14 protein-coding genes are annotated in these 21,073 nt (G+C 41.8%); 12 read left to right on the top strand and 2 right to left on the bottom strand.

Annotation, left to right across the window (positions count from 1 at the left end; genetic code table 11):
* Positions 1-76: 76 nt before the first annotated feature.
* Positions 77-1,186: an L-dopachrome tautomerase-related protein gene (locus HX021_RS07890; protein WP_286589607.1), complete on the bottom strand. Its 1,110-nt coding sequence runs from the start codon at positions 1,184-1,186 to the stop codon at positions 77-79.
* 270 nt (positions 1,187-1,456) lie between these two features.
* On the opposite strand from HX021_RS07890, the gene HX021_RS07885 reads away from it, so the two are divergent.
* The 6 genes from HX021_RS07885 (at position 1,457) to HX021_RS07860 (ending at position 10,997) form a co-directional block, all read left to right on the top strand.
* A complete protein-coding gene (locus HX021_RS07885) occupies positions 1,457-2,053 on the top strand; it encodes an RNA polymerase sigma factor (protein WP_286589606.1) in 597 nt (198 codons plus the stop codon).
* 63 nt (positions 2,054-2,116) lie between these two features.
* Positions 2,117-3,313, top strand: a complete 1,197-nt coding sequence (locus HX021_RS07880) for a FecR family protein (protein WP_286589605.1) — start codon at positions 2,117-2,119, stop codon at positions 3,311-3,313.
* 51 nt (positions 3,314-3,364) lie between these two features.
* Positions 3,365-6,814, top strand: a complete 3,450-nt coding sequence (locus tag HX021_RS07875) for a TonB-dependent receptor (RefSeq protein WP_286589604.1) — start codon at positions 3,365-3,367, stop codon at positions 6,812-6,814.
* A 2-nt stretch (positions 6,815-6,816) separates the two neighbouring features.
* Positions 6,817-8,484, top strand: a complete 1,668-nt coding sequence (locus HX021_RS07870; RefSeq protein ID WP_286589603.1) for a RagB/SusD family nutrient uptake outer membrane protein — start codon at positions 6,817-6,819, stop codon at positions 8,482-8,484.
* Between the two features lie 22 nt (positions 8,485-8,506).
* Positions 8,507-10,006 (top strand): glycoside 3-dehydrogenase, encoded by a 1,500-nt coding sequence (locus HX021_RS07865; RefSeq protein WP_286589602.1) that lies wholly within the window; start codon positions 8,507-8,509, stop codon positions 10,004-10,006.
* A gap of 10 nt (positions 10,007-10,016) precedes the next feature.
* The gene (locus HX021_RS07860; protein WP_286589601.1) at positions 10,017-10,997 is read left to right on the top strand and encodes a Gfo/Idh/MocA family protein; all 981 of its coding nucleotides are present in this window, start codon (positions 10,017-10,019) and stop codon (positions 10,995-10,997) included.
* Between the two features lie 151 nt (positions 10,998-11,148).
* Here HX021_RS07860 and HX021_RS07855 read toward each other — a convergent pair whose 3' ends face one another.
* A complete protein-coding gene (locus tag HX021_RS07855) occupies positions 11,149-12,213 on the bottom strand; it encodes an NADH:flavin oxidoreductase (RefSeq protein WP_286589600.1) in 1,065 nt (354 codons plus the stop codon).
* Positions 12,214-12,322: 109 nt separating this feature from the next.
* Between HX021_RS07855 and HX021_RS07850 the strand changes: the two genes are divergently transcribed.
* From HX021_RS07850 to HX021_RS07825, 6 genes are all read left to right on the top strand, one after another.
* The gene (locus HX021_RS07850) at positions 12,323-12,661 is read left to right on the top strand and encodes a winged helix-turn-helix transcriptional regulator (RefSeq protein WP_286589599.1); all 339 of its coding nucleotides are present in this window, start codon (positions 12,323-12,325) and stop codon (positions 12,659-12,661) included.
* A 180-nt stretch (positions 12,662-12,841) separates the two neighbouring features.
* Positions 12,842-13,435: an RNA polymerase sigma factor gene (locus HX021_RS07845; RefSeq protein WP_286589598.1), complete on the top strand. Its 594-nt coding sequence runs from the start codon at positions 12,842-12,844 to the stop codon at positions 13,433-13,435.
* Between the two features lie 101 nt (positions 13,436-13,536).
* The gene (locus tag HX021_RS07840; RefSeq protein WP_286589597.1) at positions 13,537-14,682 is read left to right on the top strand and encodes a FecR family protein; all 1,146 of its coding nucleotides are present in this window, start codon (positions 13,537-13,539) and stop codon (positions 14,680-14,682) included.
* Between the two features lie 88 nt (positions 14,683-14,770).
* Positions 14,771-18,394 (top strand): SusC/RagA family TonB-linked outer membrane protein, encoded by a 3,624-nt coding sequence (locus HX021_RS07835; protein WP_286589596.1) that lies wholly within the window; start codon positions 14,771-14,773, stop codon positions 18,392-18,394.
* 12 nt (positions 18,395-18,406) lie between these two features.
* Entirely contained in the window at positions 18,407-19,855 is a 1,449-nt protein-coding gene (locus HX021_RS07830) for a RagB/SusD family nutrient uptake outer membrane protein (RefSeq protein WP_286589595.1), read from the top strand.
* 24 nt (positions 19,856-19,879) lie between these two features.
* Entirely contained in the window at positions 19,880-21,070 is a 1,191-nt protein-coding gene (locus HX021_RS07825; protein WP_286589594.1) for a thioredoxin family protein, read from the top strand.
* The last annotated feature ends 3 nt before the right edge of the window (positions 21,071-21,073 follow it).

The raw sequence follows: 21,073 nt of genomic DNA, 5'->3' as shown, positions 1-21,073 counted from the left end.
AAATAAAAAAGGCTAAGGATTACTATGGAGATTGGTAGACTGAATAGTTTCATTCGTTTTATTGATTTTTATTGAATCACTGCGGAAGCTTTATTTTAAAGATATAATAAGGCAACTCAACACGATCGATTCCCTTGTTCCACTGGGGATCTTTAAATAGTTGGGCACATGAAAAATAAAGATAGCCATTTCCTCCGATTCCCAAAGAATCTGGCCACAACAATCGTGGGTCCTGGGTCAGGGTATGTAGCTGACCATCCGGACTTAAGTATTTTATACTGTACGCTGTTGAAGTCGTCAGGTAGATGTTCCCATGAGCATCCGCAAGTAGCCCGTGTGTAATACCCACATCACCCATATCTTCCACCTTAGATGCTAATTCCGCTGCCGTTAGTAAAGTATCTGCCAGGTATTTGGTTTCGATACGATATAGTTGTTTTTTGTTTATGGGTTTGAAATAGAAGTACCTGAAATCCTGTGTTAATGCGATACCATTTACATGGGATCGAAAAGGTTTTCCATCGGCATCCCGCATATCCCTTCCTGCATAGTGTAGCACAATTTCCGGATCAGCTTGTGTAAAGAAGGTTTTTTCTAATGTTTTTCTGCTTTTACCCGTTTTTAGATCCAAAACAATTATTGCAGCTTGTCCAGGATCGGATAGATAAGCCAGATCTTTTTGTACATCGATGCGCACATCGTTCAAACCCGATTTTGTTTTGTCAAGATCATCGAAAGTATATATGCGTTCAACCTGATTCGTTTTGGTGTTGACTTTTAGTAGTTTGAACTGTCCACCAGAAGAATTTTCAGTAGCACCAAAAATAGAGCCTGAGGAAGAAGGTTTAGAATCTAATATCCAGAGATTATCCTGCGCATCGACAAATAAATCCTGTACATTCACAAAATGAGATGCAGCGTTGCCCTGGCTATTCCATTCCTCATTCGGATAGGGGACAGGTTTTCCATCGATAATTTCCGTGAGTGCATATTGATAATTTTTATGTTGTTTGGGAAACGATACAAACAATCTATTGTCTGCGGTGACACTGACGCCAATCGGACGATAAGCACCTACAGAAGCTGCAATTTCTAATCTAGGGTCGCGCGGAAATTTTTCTTGTGCCTGCATGGTCGAAAAAAATAGGGAAATGAACAGCAAATGAAGTAGGCGTATTTTGAGCATATCGTTACCTTATGAGTGCTAATACTAAAAGCCTGCCATCAACCCATGATGGCCGGACCATATGTTAGATAACTTCTTTTTTAACGTATTGTTTTAAAAAAAATCGCCTGGCTTTTTCATCAAGACTTCCTGCTGCTGATCAGCTGCATGATCTCAAGGGAAAAAATAAAGGGATTGTCCGGATCTGATTTTGGTTAATTAAAGATCTTTAATTCCTGTATTTTACATAAAATTTTGTAGTTTGGCTTTTCCGACGCATTTATCTCAAACATGATCAATAGGACCAAATCACTGGATTGTGAGAACCTGAATAAACTGAAGGAAGGGAACGAATTGGCGTTGACCTTTTTTTACAATAAATATGCGAAGAAAGTATTTGCAATGGCTTTCTATATCATCAAAGACCGTTTTCTTGCCGAGGATATCGTGCAGGAGGTATTTGTCCATTTCTGGAATTCAAGAGAACGTCTGGGCGAAGAAAAAGAACTTTGGTTGATCTTATATGTCATGTGCAAACAAAAGTCCCTGAATAAATTGCGTAGCGTATTACGCTATCAAAAACACAGGGACCTCCATATTGAACGTCTGAAAGTAAGTGAATCTTTTGTTGATAATCATTTCGGGGTGAAGGACATAAAAAGACTCCTGGAGCAGGCCATGACTAAGATGACACCAATGCAGCGGAAGGTATTTCAATTGAGCCGTGAAGAAGATATGACACATCTCGAGATTGCCCAGCATCTTGCCATTTCTCCCAATACCGTCAAAAACCATATGGTTGCAGCTTTGGCAATATTAAAGATGCATTTCCGGGGCCATGAATTCATGACAATCTCCATATTTCTTATTTCAGTGAATTTTTTTTAATTTTTTCTAGTCCTCTGGTAATTCCACTGGTGTATTCCTATAAAACCAGCATATTAATTTGGTATGGAATATAACAATAGATTGAAGTTTTTGCTAGAGAAATATCTTTCTGAACAAATCAGTTCCAAAGAATATACTGAGTTTGTTCAGCTTGTCGAGGGCCTGGAACAGCAACAACTTTACGATCTTTATGATGAGATAAAAACCACAGATCCTTTTTTTGAAGAAACTGAAGTTGATTACGATCATGAAGGGGTACTTGAATCCATATATGGAGAAATAACCAGTTTAGACAAAACAAAAGCATCATCAACATCACTATTCCATTGGCCGCTTGTGTCTGCAGTTGCTGCCATATTAATGTTCTTTATAGGAAAAGAGCTCTTCGTTGTTCCGGCAAAAGTAGATCATATTTCGCAGGTCACAACGGTTGACTCATCGATTTCATTGTTGGATAGCAGTGGCGTGATGTTGCGACTCGCGGACGGACATGTTGTTGATGTAAAGCAGAATGGTCAGTCATTGTCCTATGTTAAAAATGGGTATCATATTGGATTGACTGCAGATGGAGGAATCCGCTATGCTGCGGGGAGTAGAAATGCTCCCCCGGACCATCAGCGCAATGACTTGAATATATTTTCAACCGAAAGAGGAGCCATGTCAAATATTGTTTTGGAAGATGGTACGCGGGTCTGGCTGAATAGTGCCAGTTCCCTCAAATTTCCAAGGACTTTTTCTGGTGAGCCTACAAGGACCGTCGAAGTTGTTGGAGAGGCATATTTTGAAGTAGCACACAATCCTAAACAACCTTTTGTAGTCGTGTCAGACTATTCAAGGGTAACAGTTCTTGGTACGAAATTTAACGTCAAAGCTTATCCAGATCAATCCGATATACAAACCACACTTTTACAGGGTGCTATACGCATAAACTCTGCTAAATCTAGTTCTTTATTAATACCAGGTGAACAGGCTGTGATAAAGAAATCAGGAAAAATCAATCTTTCCATGGTCAATGTGGATGATTTTATTGCATGGAAAAGCGGTCTTATTCACTTTAACAACTTAACAATTGAAGAGATTATTATCGAACTCAGCCGATGGTATGATATCCGTGGAATAGCTAATATCAGTGACAATCATGAACGTTATACTGGATCATTGAACAAAAACAAGAAGATTACTGAAATATTGACCCAGTTGGAAAAAATATCCAATATCCATTTTAAAGTTAAAGAAAGGAGGATAATCATCGGAGACTAAACCTAAGATAACCATCAATCACTTATTATCTAATTTTTTATACCATTTATTATGATAAAGAAGTTTAAACCTGCTTCTGTGGGTGGCTTTTCGGGCTATTTTTCAGGAGGACACTCCTTGTCACGAGCCATAACCATCCTATTGACAAGTAGTTTTGTGCATGTCTATGCACATGCCTATAGCCAAAAATTAACCTTAAACATGAAAAATGCTTCATTGCAATCTGTGTTGTCGCAGATTCAAAAGCAGACCAATTATGATTTCCTGATCGGTCAAAGGCAACTGGACCGAATAGCGAAAATCAATCTCAGTGTTAAAGATGCTGATATTAGTCAAGTGCTTCGTCACTGTCTGACACCCTACAATCTGACGTACGAGATTAAAAACAAGACGATTTTCATTCAAGCGTCTCCCCATGGAAATTCAGGCCGGCCAGCTGGGGTATCTGTACAGAAAACAATAAAAGGAATCATTATGGAGCCATCAGGTAAGGTCTTACCTGGGGTTACTGTAAAAATTAAAGGCACAAACAAGGCCACATCGACCGATCAAAATGGTCATTTTTCCTTGGATAATGCCGGCATGGGTCAGCTGTTGGAGATTAGTTTGTTGGGGTACAGCGCCCTGGAATGGAAAATTCAAGACGATGAATTGCAGACCATTACCCTACAGCCTCTTGTCAAAGGGTTAGATGAAGTCGTTGTGGTGGGCTATGGTACCCAGCTCAAACGGGATGTTACGGGGGCAGTAGATCAGGTGGCAGGGAAAGAATTGCGGAATATGCCGGTACGGAATGCAACGGAAGCATTGCAAGGACAAGCAGCAGGGGTGCAGATCACCTCGACCGGAGGAAGCCCCGGCACCCCACCCGCGGTCCGTATTCGAGGCATTGGAACCGTTAATGACAATAATCCACTGTATGTGGTCGATGGGTTGCCTCAATCCGATATTGGCTGGCTGAATCCAAATGACATTCAATCCATGGAAGTATTGAAAGATGCTTCAGCAACAGCGATTTATGGATCAAGAGCAGCCAATGGTGTGATCATGGTAACCACACAAAAAGGTGACCAGAGAAGTGATAAGCTATCTAATTTAATTGGCTTTGATACCTATTTTGGATTCCAGAACCCTGTAAAGATATATGACATGATGAATGCCTCCGAATTCATGGAGTATAAAAACCGAGCAAATATCAATGCTGGATTGGATCCATATTTTACGGAAGAAAATAAACAGGAGGTGCTTAAATTTTTGCGTAGTAACAACGGCAATGAGGCGGGGACCAATTGGTGGAAAGAGGTGAATCAAAAAAATGCCCTGATCCAAAATTATGATATATCCGTTTCCGGCGGTGTAAAAGACTTATCGTACCGAACTAGCGTCAACTACTTAAATCAAGAAGGGATTATTAGAGGTTCTGATTATGATCGGATCTCGTTCCGGACAAATATTGAACACAATCTTCGATCTTGGCTGAAATTGTCAGCGAACATCGGGATTATAAGTGAAGGCCGGGGAAATGTTCTGGAAAATAGCTCTGGTTTTAATACCGCATTTATAGCTTTTGTTGCAGATCCTATCTCTCCGGTTTATCGCAACAATCTGACCGATATTCCAGGATTTCTGAAGGATGCATTATTTTTGGATAAGATTGATATCAATAATCCCTGGTCCTTTTACAGCCCTATTTTGATGACCAATAAAGAAAATCCCGTCGCTCAGACAGCGATCTATGAAAAGAATAGATGGAAGGGCAAGGCTATAAAAGGAGGGGGAAGCATGGATATTCGACTGACCGACTGGCTTAAATTCAGAAGTAATTTTGGCTTGGACCTCTCCACAGGTGTATCGAATTCTTTTGCTCCGAAATATTATCTTAATGGAAATCAGTTCAATTCCGATGCTACCGTTGGAGCATATAATTCCAAGACCGATTATTATGTGTGGGAGAATACATTGAGTTTTGAAAAACAATGGAATAACCATCGCTTTACGGCCCTGTTGGGAACCTCTGCTGAACAATGGACATCCGAATCTTCCGGTGCTTCTAAACAAGGATTTGTGTCTAATTCACCTAGTCAATGGATTATTGACGCCGGCAGCATTAATCCCCAGGCCTCCGGTACAAAATGGGAAAGTGCGCTTAATTCGTACTTCGGTCGTATTTTTTATTCTTATAAAAACCGATATATGCTTACCGGGAATTTTCGTTATGATGGTTCTTCCAACTTTGGGACCGATAAAAAATGGGGGGCATTCCCATCCTTATCCATTGGCTGGAATTTTGCCGAAGAAGATTTTGCCAAAGATCTTAGCTGGTTGTCCAGGGGGAAATTACGTGCTAGTTGGGGAAATATTGGTAACCAAAATATCGGTCGTGGGGCTTACCTGACCACCTACTCCGGCAATCAGGGCTATTATTACTTTGGTAATTATGCCCCGCAGTTGAGTGGCGGGAGCAACTATTTCGGAAATGCCAACATTCAGTGGGAGAAAACAGAACAGCTTGATGTAGGATTGGATCTTGCTTTCCTGCAGAATAAATTAGAATTGACTGTTGATTACTATAAAAAAGATACCAAAGGCATGTTGTTGACGGTGCCTTTGCCCAATTATTTAGGCTATACCAACAGTCCGTGGACGAATGCGGGGGCAGTAAGAAACAATGGTTTGGAGCTGGCCATGAAATATCATGATAAAGTTGGTGAAGTTGGGTATGTTATTGGAGCCAATGTGTCGACCTTTAAAAACAAAGTATTGTCATTAGGTGGCGGAGAGCCTATTCCTGGCGGTGGCTGGATCAGCTATACAACGACTCTGACAGAGGAAAATATGCCGATCGGATATTACTATGGTTTTAAGACAAATGGAATCTTTCAGAATCAGGCCGAAGTGGACCAGTCAGGACAGGCTGGAGCTTCACCTGGTGATCTTCGGTTTGTCGATATCAACGCAGATGACGTTATTAATAGCAATGACCGGACTTATATCGGGGATCCATTTCCAGACCTTTCTTATGGCTTTACTTTGGGGGCCGATTATAAAAATTTTGATTTAAAAGTATTGGCCCAGGGAACAATAGGGAATGATATCATGAATATTGTGAAGATCGATATGAAATCTGGCGTCGGCTGGTACAATGCACCTAAAGAGCTGCTTACTGACGCATGGTCTCCAACGAATCCTAGCCAGAGTCAATTTAAAATTAGTTCCTCCAACCAAAATAACCTACAGATTTCGGATTGGTTGGTTGAAGATGGATCCTATTTACGGATCAAATCGATCCAATTGGGTTATGCTTTGCCGTCGGTGACTTTACAGCATTTGCAGCTCAAAGGATTGCGTGTGTGGGCTGGAGCTTACAACCTGTTCACCTTCACCAAATATTCGGGACTGGATCCTGAAATAGGTAATAGTTCTCCTTTGAATATGGGGGTCGATCAGGGGTACTATCCCGTAGCAAAATCTTGGATGTTAGGTTTAAACTTAAGCTTTTAGTTATGAAAATTACAAAATTGACCATATGCTTACTCAGCATACTTTGTGCGAGTATAAGTTGTAAAAAGGATTATTTGACCCGTGATCCATATGGGGTGCTGAATGAAGAAGAGTTTTTTAAGACCGATGGTGCAGGGCTCAAACTTGTCACTAGCTGCTATCAGCCCTTGGCCGATGGATGGGGATATACGGTAAATAAAGTAGCCATCATGGACGAAAGTGTGGATAATGCTGATGCCGGAGGATCTGACCCTGGCGATCGGCCTCAAACGACCGAAGTAGGTACAGGACGTCCCTTGGCTTCCAATGCACTGCTCAATGAGACCTGGTCCAATCGTTATCGTGGGATCGGAAAATGCAATCAAGCATTAGACGGACTGTTGAAGCAAGGTGATAACCTGGTTCAGAATGGAGTGAAGCTGCCCAAGGAAACTTTGGCCCGTTATATTGCTGAAGTAAAAATGTTGCGCGCCTGGTACTATTTTGACCTGGTAACGGTCTTTAAAGATGTACCGCTTATTGTTACAATAGCAGATCCGAGCGTGAGGCTGGCTAAATCACCTATTGAAGATATCCGGGGGCAGATGATGAAGGATTTGGATGAAGCGATTGCTGAACCTAATTTTCCGCGTCGATCACAGCTTACTGCTACCGAAACAGGGCGATTGTCGAAAGATGCTGCATTAGCTATTAAAGCACGTGCTGCCCTATTTTTTGCCGGATTAATGGAACAGTCCAAAATGAGCGGAGATGCAAAGACAGAATATGGACTGGCCAGGACAGCGACTCAGGATATCATTATGAATGGAAAGTTGGCATTGCTGCCTGACTTCAACGACCTATTTCGCGGCGACTATAAAGTTGGACCTTTCTCTTCGGAATGCATATTTGGTATCCTGCATCAATATGAACCAGCCTTCGGCTTAGGCGGGGATCCATTTGCCATTATGAATGTTGGCCGTAATAATGTGGGGGGCTGGGGAGGAAACACCCCTACACGTGATCTGGCCAGTAGTTTTGAGGCAGCGGATCCGCGAAAGATGATGACAATCATTAGTCACAACGATATCTTCAAAACCTCTGCTGGTGGCAATGAAGTACATAATTACAAAGGCTATTTCAATGACTTTAATTTACAACAGAGCAGAAAAGCTTTTGTGCCGCAGCAGTATCGTCAGAATAATGATCTGCAAAGGAGCAATTGGCAACCCTATTGGATCCGCTATGCTGAGGTTCTACTTATCTATGCCGAAGCCACACTGAAAACAGGAGGAAGTGTGGATGATGTTTTGGACAAACTCAATCAGGTCCGCCATCGGGCTTTTGTCACGACCAAGAAAGCTGACGGGCCTGCCGTTTTCCGTTTATTCGGACAAGGGCTGAAAGCCATTGGAGAGCAGGAGTTTCAGGCCAATTATGCTGTCAAATCGTCTGCAGATGTGCTGGCAGCTATTCATCTGGAGAGAAGGCACGAACTTGCATTGGAAGGATTTAGGTTATATGATTTGATTCGTTGGGGAACTTATACAGCTACCATGAAAGCATTTTTTACCAAGTATGGATTTGCCAATAAAGGACGTGATGCCAATGACAAGAGCTGGCCTTTTCCAATACCACAAGTTGAGATAGATAGATCCAATGGTGTACTGATTCAAAATGAAAATTATTAACCCGTTAAATAGAACTAAAAAAATGGAAAATTCAAGAAGGAATTTTATAAAAAACACAGCACTGCTGACTGGTTTCACCATTGTATCAAACACCGTTTTAGGGAAAAAGTTTGGACATGTCGCACCGAGTGACAAATTGAATATTGCCGGTATTGGCGTTGGTGGTATGGGGCGTAGGAACCTGGCCAATATGAAAACTGAAAATATTGTTGCTCTCTGTGATGTGGACTGGAAATATGCCCAGAAGACCTTTAATGATTACCCCAAGGCCAAAAAGTTTAAGGATTGGAGGTTGATGTTTGATCAGATCGACAAGGAAATCGATGCGGTTATGGTAGCCACACCCGATCATTCCCATGCGGGAGTCACTGCGCATGCCATTACACTGGGTAAACATTGTTATACACAGAAACCGCTTACCCATTCGGTATACGAATCCCGTTTATTGACCAAGCTTGCACAGCACTATGGCGTTGCGACCCAAATGGGCAATCAGGGTAATTCCTTTGATTGGTGCAGGGAGATTGCCGAGTGGATACAATCGGATTGTATTGGGGAAGTATATGAGGTACATTGTTGGACCGACAGGCCTATCTGGCCGCAGGGACTCATGAAGCCCAAGCAAGCCATGCCTATTCCTGAAACCTTAGATTGGGAGTTGTTTATCGGGAGTGCAGAGAAAAGACCCTATAATAGTGTATATACGCCATGGAACTGGCGGGGCTGGTGGGACTTTGGGACAGGAGCGTTAGGGGATATGGCCTGTCATATTATGGATCCCGTGTACTGGGCTCTAGGTCTTAAGTATCCTATCAAAGTGAATGGAAGTTCCACCTTGAGCAATCTCTATTCACCACCACATGCTGAAATGGTCAAATATACTTTTCCGGCAAGAGCGAAAATTGGTCAGGTCAATATGCCAGAAGTAGACATTTTTTGGTATGATGGTGGGTTACGTCCAGAAAGACCAGCTGAACTCAGAGATGGCGTTATGATGGGAGATGAGAATGGAGGGATCATATTTGTGGGTAAAAAGGGAAAAATCATGACGGGATGTTATGGGATGAACCCGACGCTCCTGCCAGTGGAAAATATGGCCCATTTTCAGAAACCAAAGCCTTGGATCCCACGGATTCCAGGCGGAAATGGTGATATATGGAGCACCAATGCACATGAACAGGACTGGATTCGAGCAGCTAAAGAGCCAAAAGGTAATAGAACGGAAGCTAGCTCAAATTTTTCATTCGCTGGTCCCTTTAATGAAATGGTGGTTATGGGAGTACTGGCAGTTCGTCTGCAAGGTCTTCATAGGGATCTGCTTTGGGACGGTGAATCGATGCGGTTTACCAATATCGGAACCAACGACGAATTGCAAGTGGTGTCGGTCGATGAGTTTGAAGTGGTCGATGGAGATCCACGGTTTATACGTGATTATGTAAAGCTAAATGCCAGGCAAAGTGCCGAAGAATGGATCAAGCATACCTACAAAAATGGTTTTTCTTTACCACCTATGCCTCTATAAATGCCTCAATATGATTAACGACAGAAGAAAGTTCCTTGCCCAAATGGCCATATTGGGCGGAGGGGTTGTTTTGGCAGACCGGGTATCTGCACAAATACATCAAGGTAAATTTAAAAAAATCGGAGTCATTGGCTTGGATACCATCCATAGTCAGATGTTTACCAAAGATATCAATGCAGGGCCGCTTGCAAATAGAGGGTATAAGGTTGTTGCTGCATATCCTCATGGTAGCCCAGATATTGCCTCAGCCTTGAAGATGAAACCTGATATCGTAAAAGCAATGGTAGACATGGGGGTGAAGATCGTGGATTCCATTGACCAACTGCTCCAAGAAGTGGATTTTGTTTTGCTCGAATCCAATGATGGAAGAGTACATCTTGAGCAGGCAAAAAAAGTGATTTCAGCCGGAAAACCCTGTTTTATTGATAAACCTATGGCCCAGGATCTGAAAGATGTGGAAGCCATTTTTTCGTACGCCAAGAATAAACAGGTACCCTTGTTCTCAAGCTCTTCATTACGCTATGATGCTAACGTGCTGAAGGTGAAAAATGGTTCAGTTGGCCCTGTCCTTGGTGCTGAGGTCTATACATATGCCGAGCTTGAATCTCATCATTTGGACTTGGCCTGGTATATGATTCATGGTGTTGAAATGCTTTATTCTGTGATGGGAACAGGCTGTGAAAAAGTAATCCGAATTTTTAATCCCGACCAAGAATTGGTTGTTGGCTATTGGAAAGATGGACGTATTGGCACAGTAAGGGGAATCAGGAAGGGAGCTAATAATATAGCGGGTACTGCTTTTGGTGAACATGGGATTGCTACCTTAGGACCATTTGTCGGCTACGGTCCTCTGGTCAAAGAAATACTCGATTTCTTTGATACAGGAAAGGCTCCTGTAGCGGCGGCGGAAACGATTGAGATATTTCGTTTTATGGAAGCAGCCCAACGGAGCAGAAAATCAAATCAATACGAGCGGCTCTTTGAAGATTAGGCAGCTTTTATATAGAAACAAAAGTATGGTGTGGTAAGGCCATACTTTTGCTTTGGTCCCGAAGATGATTATTGTATTTATGGGTTGAATGAAGCGCCTTATCAAAATAATGACCATCCATGATGCCGTACCCAACTAGTGAAATATATTTTTAGGATAAGCTTCCCAAACTGCTTGCTTCAAAAGTAGATAGCTCTTCGAATTTTCCAGTTTGTACTTTCTTTACCCAGTTTGGGTCTTGTAGAATAGCTCTTCCGACGGCGACTAGATCAAAATCCCCGCGTTCATAGCGGCGTACCAATTCATCCAGTGAGGCGGGTGAAGATTTGAATGCCGAATTGGTAAACACCTCCCCAAAATCCTTGTCCAGCCCTACAGATCCTACGGTGATGGTTGGCTGTCCAGAGATTTTTTTCAACCAACCGGCGAAGTTGAGGTCACTGCCATCATATTCCGGCTCCCAATAACGACGCTGGCTTCCATGGAAAATGTCTACCCCAGCATCCACCAAAGGTAATATCCACTCTTCCATGCTTGCCGGAGTTGGTGCTAGCTTAACCGTATAATCCTGTTGTTTCCATTGTGACAATCGTAGGATGATTACAAAATCGGGGCCTACTGCCTTTCGCATTGCTTTTACTACTTCCACAGCAAATTTTGAACGATCCTTTAAGGATTTGCCCCCAAATTCGTCTGTCCTGTGATTCATGCCCTCCCAAAAAAACTGGTCGATCAAATAACCATGAGCACCATGGATCTCAAAGGCATCGAACCCAAGATCCTTGGCTGATTTTGCAGCCGTGGCATAAGCCTGTATAGTAGATTCAATATCCGTCAAGGTCATGGTATCAGGGCTTTCGAAAGTTGCAGGAGGTACCCATTGCATGGGAGTATAACCCACATGCCAAATTTGTGGCGCTATTCTTCCCCCTTTGGCATGAACTGCCTCAACCACATTTTTCCAAGCATCTAATGCCTGGTCACCATAAAAGTTGGGAATATCTTTTAAATTTTTAGAGGCCGGCCTGTCAATGACTGTACCTTCTGTAAGGATCAGACCGACATCACCTGCTGCTCGGCGTTCATAATAACCTGTGATTGCATCACTAGGGATACCATCGATGGCAAATGCACGTGTCATTGGAGCCATGACAAAACGGTTTTTGAGAATAAGATTTTTGTATTGGAAGGGATTAAAGAGTGTCTGTATATTCATTGTTTATCTTAATTACTGTTCTTTATACAAAGATATTTTAAATAGTTTATTTTTGTAACTATTAATAGTATAAAGTGGTTACCTTTGTGTAACTATTATTGGTATGCAAATGAAAAGAACAGAATTTAAAAGCAGTTCATGTGCGATGCAGCGTTCGATGGGAATTTTGGGGACCAGATGGAAGCCCGTGATTATCTATACACTGCGTGATCGGAAAGCACGTTTTGGACAGTTGGATGCATTGATCGAGAACATTTCAAGGAAAGTATTGACAACTTCGTTGAAAGAACTGGAAGAAGATGGCATAGTGCTCAGAGAAGAATTTAAAGAATTACCACCCCGTGTAGAGTATTCGCTGACGGAAAAAGGAAAAGCACTGATCCCGATCATGTGTCAGTTGGCCAAATGGAATGAAGAATTTTATGAAGAATCCGCCGCTGTGCTGTGATCTGCATTGCAGTGTTTACAGCATTTGATCATGTGTTTACCTGGATGACGGTGTTGTATTTTAGTGAGATGCCATGCAATCCGGTATAATCCTATAGACTGCAACAATTCTGTGTTCTTTAATCGAAAGTACAAGCAATGAAATTTTCATATTTAGTTAAAATTTAAGTAATATTGAATTGTGAAAAACAAGGTAAACCAGGAATTTAGCAAACAAGATTTTATCGAATCTTTTCGTGAAGGTAAGAGGACGGGGCTGCAGTTTCTGTATAAAACCTTCTATGGCCCGATGTGCTATTTTCTGGAAAAAATGGACTTGGACAAAAGTATTATTGAGGAAATTGTACAGGATGTCTTTTTCAAACTATGGGAAAGACGGCTGGACTTTGACTATTTTGAGTCGGTCCGGGGTTTTCTCTATACCAGTTGTAGAAATGCGGCACTTAACCGTATTCAACAGCAGACCCGAAGCCGACAACAGGCAGATAGGTATACGGCACAGGTCGATTTAATTGATCTTCCTATCAGTCATCAGATTGTCTATATGGAAACACTTCGAGAAGTCCATGAAGCCATTGAAACATTACCCGAACAGTGTCGACATGTGATGTTCAAATTAGTCGTCGAAGACTTGAGTCCCCAAGAAGTCGCTGTTTCATTGGGCATCACCACAAGCACCGTTTATAATCAAAAGAAAAGAGGAATTGAGCTTTTAAGAAAAAGACTGAAACCTGACCAATTTTTTTGCCTACTTTTGCTCCTGCTACATTATTAAGCACTATAAAATATAGTGTTGATATTTAGTTGATTATAAAAATATCTACCATTTCTTTAGAGAAACAAAATTAGAATATTGTTTTAAGTATATAAAGCAATATGGAGCAGATACCTCAACATATCATATACTTATTAAGTAAATCGAAGTTAGAACGATTAAGTGCCGATGAAAAACAGCAACTTGATTCATGGCTTTCCAATGCACCTGAGAATCGAGTAATAGATGATATGGTTCAGGATAAACTTTTGTTTAATAATGATTTAAAAAAGTTGTCTACTTATGATTGGGAGCGTTCATTTCAAATTTTTGAACAGGAGTATTTGACTAAGCCGGATTCCATTTCATTCTTTAAGCGGGCTTGGTTTCTGAAAATTGCAGCTGTATTTATCGGCTTCATGGCCTTATTCTTTGCATACTATATTGCCGGTACCGGGTATCAGGAAAGTCCGGACCCCAATATTCACCCTGCCAAAACAGCGGGTATGATATACTTGAACAAAGGGGATTCGATTGCTTTAAATACTACTGATACACTGGTGGCATTGGCTGATATCTCCAATAAAAGGGCAAATAACAAAGAGAATCTGCTGGTATCAACCCCAAAAGGAGCGAAGCTGGCTGTTCTTTTACCGGATGGGACTAAGGTTTGGATGAATGCGGAGACACAACTGGATTATTATGAAACGGATAGTCTCAGACAAGTGCGGTTAAGCGGTGAAGCTTATTTCGAGGTTGCAAAAAAATACCTCTCTTCAGCAGGACAGATCATCAACTTGAAACCATTTACTGTACAAAACGGAAAAATAAACGTTACGGTACTGGGGACACATTTTAATGTCAGAGCAACCCGGAATGAGCATGACTTCAAGGCAACACTTTATGAAGGAAAAGTAAAGGTTCAACAAGGGCAACGGCAGATCATATTGTCTCCTGGCCAAGAGGTCTATATGCATGATGGACAGATCGAACGCCGCACAGTTGATCTTGATATGGGCAATGCCTTGAGAGAAGGATATTTTGTATTCAATTCAGAATCCCTATCGACTATACTGAAGGATATTGCGGCTTGGTACAATGTGGATGTGGTCTACCTTGACCAAGAGGTGAAAACAGAAGAATTTGAGGGGATGCTATCCCGTAATAGCAGTTTAAAAGATATTATCAATGTACTGGAGAGTACGGGGAAAGTCAAGTTTAAATTTAAAGGAAAAACCATTTATGTAGATAGAAAACAACCTAAATAAAACGACGAAGCCTCAATGCTTGCAACATATGAGGCTTCTGGTCAAGCGATTCTAACTGTAACTGAATTTTAATCTTAACCTAAAACAAATGTATAAAAATTATGCAGAAGTTTGTCGTGCCCTACACGGACAGACAGAAATTATGAAAAACAGTGAACGCCCGGATTTCTGGGGACGGTCACATTGGAGGGGGAACATTATGCGTATATCGCTAACAACCATTATGATGTCCTGTTGTCTGCTCCATGTTGGGGCTAAAACCTATGGACAAAATGTATCTATCCATGAAAAATCTGTTTCGTTGAGGAAGGTATTTTCCACGATCAATAAGCAGACAGGTTATTCATATGTGTGGGCTGCAACGACCATCGATCCGGATACCAAGGTCAATCTGAATGTCGAAAATGGATCATTAGGGAGAGCACTTGAAAAACTGCTGGGAAACCTGAATCTTGACTTTGAAATCAAAGGCAAGATTATTGTCGTTCGTGAAAAAACAGGAACAAGGGATGCATTTTCTGGCAACAATATAGTATCGAATCAGAGAATGCCTGTAAAAGGATTTGTTGTTGATGATCATCAGCGACCGTTGCAGGGGGCAACCGTTCGCATAAAAGGAGTACCACAAGGGACCATCACAGATCACAATGGGTATTTTGAACTCAACGGCGTTAGCTCAAAACACTTTCTGGAAATCACAATGGTAGGATTTTCAGCGATTTCCCTTCCGGTCAAATCCGATCTGGGTACAATTACCATGCATGCAGTTGACGCACAGCTGCAAGAAGTCAATGTCACGGTCAATACGGGATATCAGAAAATAAGCAAGGAAAGAGCGGCGGGTTCCATCGCACAAGTCACCGCCAAAGATATGGAAGGACGTTTACAGCCCAACTTATTAGACCGTGTTGACGGATTGTTACCCGGACTGAGCTTAGTTCGTAATGCATCCAGCCCTCAAAATAATAAGAATAATCTAGGTATTGAGATCCGTGGACGCTCTACAATCAATGCGCAAGCAGCGCCATTGATTGTTGTGGATGGGATGCCATACGAAGGTGATCTGACCGCTATCAATCCCAACGATATAGCTTCTATAACGGTATTAAAAGATGCATCAGCAGCATCAATTTATGGAGTGCGCTCCTCCAATGGTGTGATTGTCATTACCACAAAGATTGGTACTGCGGGGAAAACCAAAATAGACTACAGCAACACACTCTCTTTTAGAGGGCTCCCAAGCCGACAGTATCTCAATCAGATGAGCAGTGCTGAATTGGTCGACTTTCAGAAGGAAATGTTCAACTATAGATCAGGTGATTATGCTGCCATTGATCCTCGAAAGGCCATGAATGATGTCTATCGGATCTTGTATGACCACAAGGGAGGCGTGATATCCGAAGCCGAAATGGAGAAGCGGTTGGATGTTTACCGCAATAGGGACCGTTATAGTGAAATGGACGAATTCCTGCATACCACCAGGTTTGACCAGCAGCATAATCTGGCCGTTTCCGGAGGATCGGATCGTTATACCTACCACTATTCACTTAATTATACACAGCCAGGAGATTATAATAAAGGAAGAGCGACCAATAAAGAGATAGGTTTCAGTTTGAAGAACAATTTTAAGTTTACAGACTGGTTTAACCTGAGGGCAAATGTCCTGGGGAAAAATCAATCCAGGGAAGGGGATATCGGTTTTAATTTTTACGACAATTATATTGGCGGAAAGGCTTCCTACTATCTGTTACGTAACGAAGATGGCTCGGCGGCTCAATGGTATGGCTCAAAATCTCAGTTTGAAATAGATCGCCTAAATGCTTTAGGACTTGAGGATGAAACATATATTCCCCTGGATCAGGTGTCGGCCATCCATGAGAAGTTTTATAACAAATACCTCAATTTAAATTTTGCCGCCAATTTTAAACTCATTAAAGGATTGGACTTTGACCTTTCCTATCAGACTGAGCGGACTGAGGGCTATAATGGTACTTTAAATAGAAAGAATGCGCAAGTGGTTACGGCCATGGTCAACGATGCCACGCAGATTGATGAAGCTGGGGTAATAAAACGGAATGTTCCTCAAGGAGGACAATTTCAAGAACGAAGGGATGATGTCAATAGTTATACCTTAAGGGGGCAGTTCAACTATCAGAATACTTTTCATGATAAGCATGAAATTGTAGCGATTGCCGGGGCTGAACGCAGGCAGATTAATAATCGGTTTACTGATATTTATAAATACGGTTATGATGAAAATAGTTTAGTTTATAAAGGTATTAATGAAGAGTTGTTCGGTATCCCAATTCAAAATACTCAGGCACTTTTCAATAGCTATATCTTGTCGAAACGAGAGCGTGGTTTTAGTGATTTAGTTGATAGATTTGTTTCTTTTTATGCCAATGGATCCTATACCTACGACCAAAAGTTGACTTTGAGCGGTAGTATACGTATGGACCAGTCCAATCTGTTCGGTACGGATATCAAGAACCAATACAAACCTCTTTGGTCGGTGGGGGCATTGTATCATTTGCCAAAAATTAACTGGGAACCATTAGACCGCTGGTCTCTTCGGATGACCTATGGTGTCAACGGTAATGTCCCCAAAGATAATGGACCTTACCTGATTTCAAGAGTTAGTAATAGCCTCAATTATTTTAACGGTGAAATGCAAGCCTATATCGATTCGCCACCTAATCCTTTGTTGCGTTGGGAACGGACAAATGTATTCAATGTCGGGCTTGATTTCTCCCTCTTTAAAAATAGGCTGTCTGCGAGCATCGATGTCTATAACAAAAAGACGACGGATCTTTTGGGAAATACGCCATTGGACCCCACATTGGGCTGGGACATGGTCCTGCTGAATTATGGTGATATGCAGAATCGGGGGATTGAACTGGGACTGAATGGTAAAATTATCCAACAGCAGGATTTCAGTTGGAACAGTACCTTAAACTTTAGTTATAATAAAAATAAGATCACCAGTCTATTTGTTGAACAAAACACGCCTTATTATTACTATTATGCCCCACAAAACAGGGTGGGCATTCCCATGGGAAGTTTGTATAGTATAGACTACGCTGGTCTGAATGAGCAGGGCAGGCCCTTGGCTAGAAAAGCCGATGGAAGTCTGGTAGAAAGTACGCAGCAACTTACAGTCGATGATTTAATCTACGAGGGAACGACCATACCGCCATATAACGTTTCCTTTAGAAATGGCTTCCGGTATAAAGATCTCACCTTATCATTTATGTTTATTTTCAATGGTGGACATGTCATGCGCGGGGTGCACCCAGAGTTTTTGAGCAAATATGCTGAACTGAACTATAACAGTAATTTTGACAAACTGTGGTTGGATTATTGGAAGAACCCAGGTGATGAAAGTAATCCCGATCTTGCTCCGGCTTTTATTTCGGCTGCTTCTATCAATGTTTCCGATATCTACAACGCAGCACATAAATTTGTCCAAAAAGCAGATTATATCAAATTAAGGGACATCTCCCTGTCCTATAATTTCCCAGGTAAATGGATTGCGCCAACCAAACTGAGCTATATACGCTTGACCGCTCAGGTGCTGAATGCCTGGAGATGGGCCGCCAACAAAGATAATCTCGACCCAGAGGTTTGGGTAGGCTATAGTACGGTAACAAGCCCCAATAGAGGTGTATTGGCACCCGTAGTTTACAATTTAGGAGTATCTGTAGGATTTTAAAAAGAAAATACCATGAAAAAAATATATATAGGATTGCTATTTGGTCTACTGGCTTTAGGAAGCTGTAGTAAGTATCTAGATATAAAACCAAAAGGATTTACAATTCCCGAAAACCTAAATGATTATCGTTTATTATTAAATGATCAAGCCTTAGTGCGCGCTTCCGCACTGTATCCAAATTATCTTACGGATAATTTACAGTCAGGAGACCCTGAAGATGTGCAGTCTGCAGCAAGTTATGATTATTACGATTATGTAAAGAAACAGCTTTATAGCTTTGCACATGGCGCTATATTTGAAGATGGCCAGTATGATCCCTATTGGGAAAGCGCGTATAGCCACATCTTTACCTATAATGTCATCATCAATAATGTATTAACGGCTTCTGATGGCACAGAGGCAGAGAAAAAAAGAATCTGGGCGGAAGCCAAGATTGGCCGTGCGTTTGAATACCTGAGCTTGGTCAATATCTATGCTGCTCACTACAATCCCAACAGTGCCTCCAAAGATCTAGGGGTACCCCTGGTACTGAAAGAGGACATTAATCAACAGTACGAACGGGTATCTGTTCAGGCTATCTATGATCAGGTACTTAACGACCTCAACGATGCACTTCCTAATTTATCGACGACACAAACCAATAAGTTTCAAGCGGTACGCTCCGTTGGATTTTCTTTTTTGAGCAGGGTATACCTCTATCAAGGTAAGTACAAGGAAGCTCTGGAAAACGCTAAGCAGGCCCTTGCTTTGAACAACAATTTGTTAGACTATAATCTATATACCAATAAAGATAAGACTACCTGGGGGCGAGTATGTTTAAAAACGGATGAAAATGAAGAGTTCCCTGATTCAAGAACAAATATTGAAGCCGTATGGTCACGATTGGGGACAAGTTCATTAGGTACTCAAAATGGCGAATTCTATGCTTCCAAAGACCTGATTGCCACCTATGCAAAGGATCTGCCAACAGGTGCTATTGACAAACGTTACGAATTATTTTTCTGCCGTGATCAGGCATCTTTCGGCCCTAATGTGGTTAAATTTCCAGGCCGTGTGCTTTTTGCTCCCTATGTAGATTTCAGTACGGGGTTCAATACCCCAGAGTTATTTTTGATTGCCGCCGAAGCAGCCGCCCGTATTGGAAATACAGCCGAAGCTTTAAACTTTTTAAATACCCTGCGGGATAGCCGGATAGAAAATAATAAAGTGCTCACGGCAGCTGATCCCAAAGCCCTGTTACAGGTTATACTGGATGAAAGACGTCGTGAAATGCCTTTTATGGCCTCTGACCGACTGATCGATCTGAAACGCCTGGCCATTGCGGACCATTTCAAGAAATCAATTCAACATCCCTTAGACGGAAAAGTATTTGAAATGGAGTCCACGGATCCACGGATGATCCTTCCCATTCCACCAAAGGTACTTTCCTTGAACCCCGAAATTCCACAGTATCAACGGTAGTTAACACCTTAACGAAAAAACAATATGAAAAAGATAATATTGACATCAATGGCCCTTGTGCAGTCTGTGATAATACTGGCACAGGAGCACATCCAGTTTCAGAAAGTGACCTTTACCCAAGCCAAAGAATTGGCCAAGAAAGAAAATAAATTGATTTTCTTAGATGGTTTTACCTCTTGGTGTGCCCCTTGTAAATGGATGGAAAGCAACGTCTTTTCACAGCCCGAAATTGCAGCTTACTTTAACAGTACCTTTATTAATACCAAATTTGACTGTGAAGTAGGGGAAGGAATAGCTATTGCCAAGCATTATCAGATCAGCAGTTACCCCACTTATCTATTTTTAGACGGACAGGGGACATTGATCTACAGGACGCATTCCCGGATGGAAGCGGATCTGTTCCTAAAACAGGCCAAGCAGGCCAATGATCCCAACTATCAGATCCCTAATTTGCGTCGGCAATATGCCCAAGGTATGCGGGAATCCAATTTTCTGTTGCGGTACATCAAAGTAATGGAACAGACCGATGGTAAGGCTGCAGATGCTGCAAAAAAAGCCTTGGATAGTGTCGCTACCGATGATTTTTTGCGGAGCCCAAATGGATGGGAAACCATCAAAATGATGGCTAGGAGCTTAGAAGATCGTTATGGCAAGTTTTTTACATCCAATAAAGCATATTTTAAAAGTATAGCTGTACCAGCTGAATTTGCAAACAAAGAGAGACAACTCCTGCAATATGCAATGTATGGCTATATCCGTGATAATAAGGCAGAAGAATTTAAGGCTGGAGTTGCCTATTTTGAGGGATTAGACGATGCACAGCAAAAAGTTGAGGCCGCCCTCTATAAAGTGGAATGGGTAGCCGCACATGGTACGGAGAACGAATTTGTGGCCATCACGGATGATCTGCGAAAAGGATTATTAAAAGATGAAGATGAAAGACTGAGTTTCATTGCCCGTCGCAATGCAAATACAAAGGGAACCCCAGCAAATTCTGTTATCTTAAAACAATGTTATGTACTGGCCAAACAAGCAGCAGAATTAAATTCTGCGAGCTATTCCAATCAGGGTACCCTGGCTGATATCTGTATTGCTTTAAAGAAAAAGAAGGAAGCCATCCAAGCTGCTGAGGCTGCCCGGGGACTGGCGGAACTGGAAACTTCAAAAATTATTAAACTGGCAGATGCGACTCTTGCTCGTGCCAAATCATTATAATGA

Origin of the sequence: Sphingobacterium sp. N143, from assembly GCF_030325625.1 — a bacterium.
Taxonomy (GTDB): Bacteria; Bacteroidota; Bacteroidia; order Sphingobacteriales; family Sphingobacteriaceae; genus Sphingobacterium.
The sequence above is the reverse complement of the archived record's forward strand: the minus strand, read 5'-3'. Positions and strand labels throughout refer to the sequence as shown.

Bases quoted from the DNA above. Each gene is read 5' to 3' on its own strand.
- HX021_RS07890 (WP_286589607.1), bottom strand. From the start codon at position 1,186: ATGCTCAAAATACGCCTACTTCATTTGCTGTTCATTTCCCTATTTTTT.
- HX021_RS07885 (WP_286589606.1), top strand. From the start codon at position 1,457: ATGATCAATAGGACCAAATCACTGGATTGTGAGAACCTGAATAAACTG.
- HX021_RS07880 (WP_286589605.1), top strand. From the start codon at position 2,117: ATGGAATATAACAATAGATTGAAGTTTTTGCTAGAGAAATATCTTTCT.
- HX021_RS07875 (WP_286589604.1), top strand. From the start codon at position 3,365: ATGATAAAGAAGTTTAAACCTGCTTCTGTGGGTGGCTTTTCGGGCTAT.
- HX021_RS07870 (WP_286589603.1), top strand. From the start codon at position 6,817: ATGAAAATTACAAAATTGACCATATGCTTACTCAGCATACTTTGTGCG.
- HX021_RS07865 (WP_286589602.1), top strand. From the start codon at position 8,507: ATGGAAAATTCAAGAAGGAATTTTATAAAAAACACAGCACTGCTGACT.
- HX021_RS07860 (WP_286589601.1), top strand. From the start codon at position 10,017: ATGATTAACGACAGAAGAAAGTTCCTTGCCCAAATGGCCATATTGGGC.
- HX021_RS07855 (WP_286589600.1), bottom strand. From the start codon at position 12,213: ATGAATATACAGACACTCTTTAATCCCTTCCAATACAAAAATCTTATT.
- HX021_RS07850 (WP_286589599.1), top strand. From the start codon at position 12,323: ATGAAAAGAACAGAATTTAAAAGCAGTTCATGTGCGATGCAGCGTTCG.
- HX021_RS07840 (WP_286589597.1), top strand. From the start codon at position 13,537: ATGGAGCAGATACCTCAACATATCATATACTTATTAAGTAAATCGAAG.
- HX021_RS07835 (WP_286589596.1), top strand. From the start codon at position 14,771: ATGTATAAAAATTATGCAGAAGTTTGTCGTGCCCTACACGGACAGACA.
- HX021_RS07830 (WP_286589595.1), top strand. From the start codon at position 18,407: ATGAAAAAAATATATATAGGATTGCTATTTGGTCTACTGGCTTTAGGA.
- HX021_RS07825 (WP_286589594.1), top strand. From the start codon at position 19,880: ATGAAAAAGATAATATTGACATCAATGGCCCTTGTGCAGTCTGTGATA.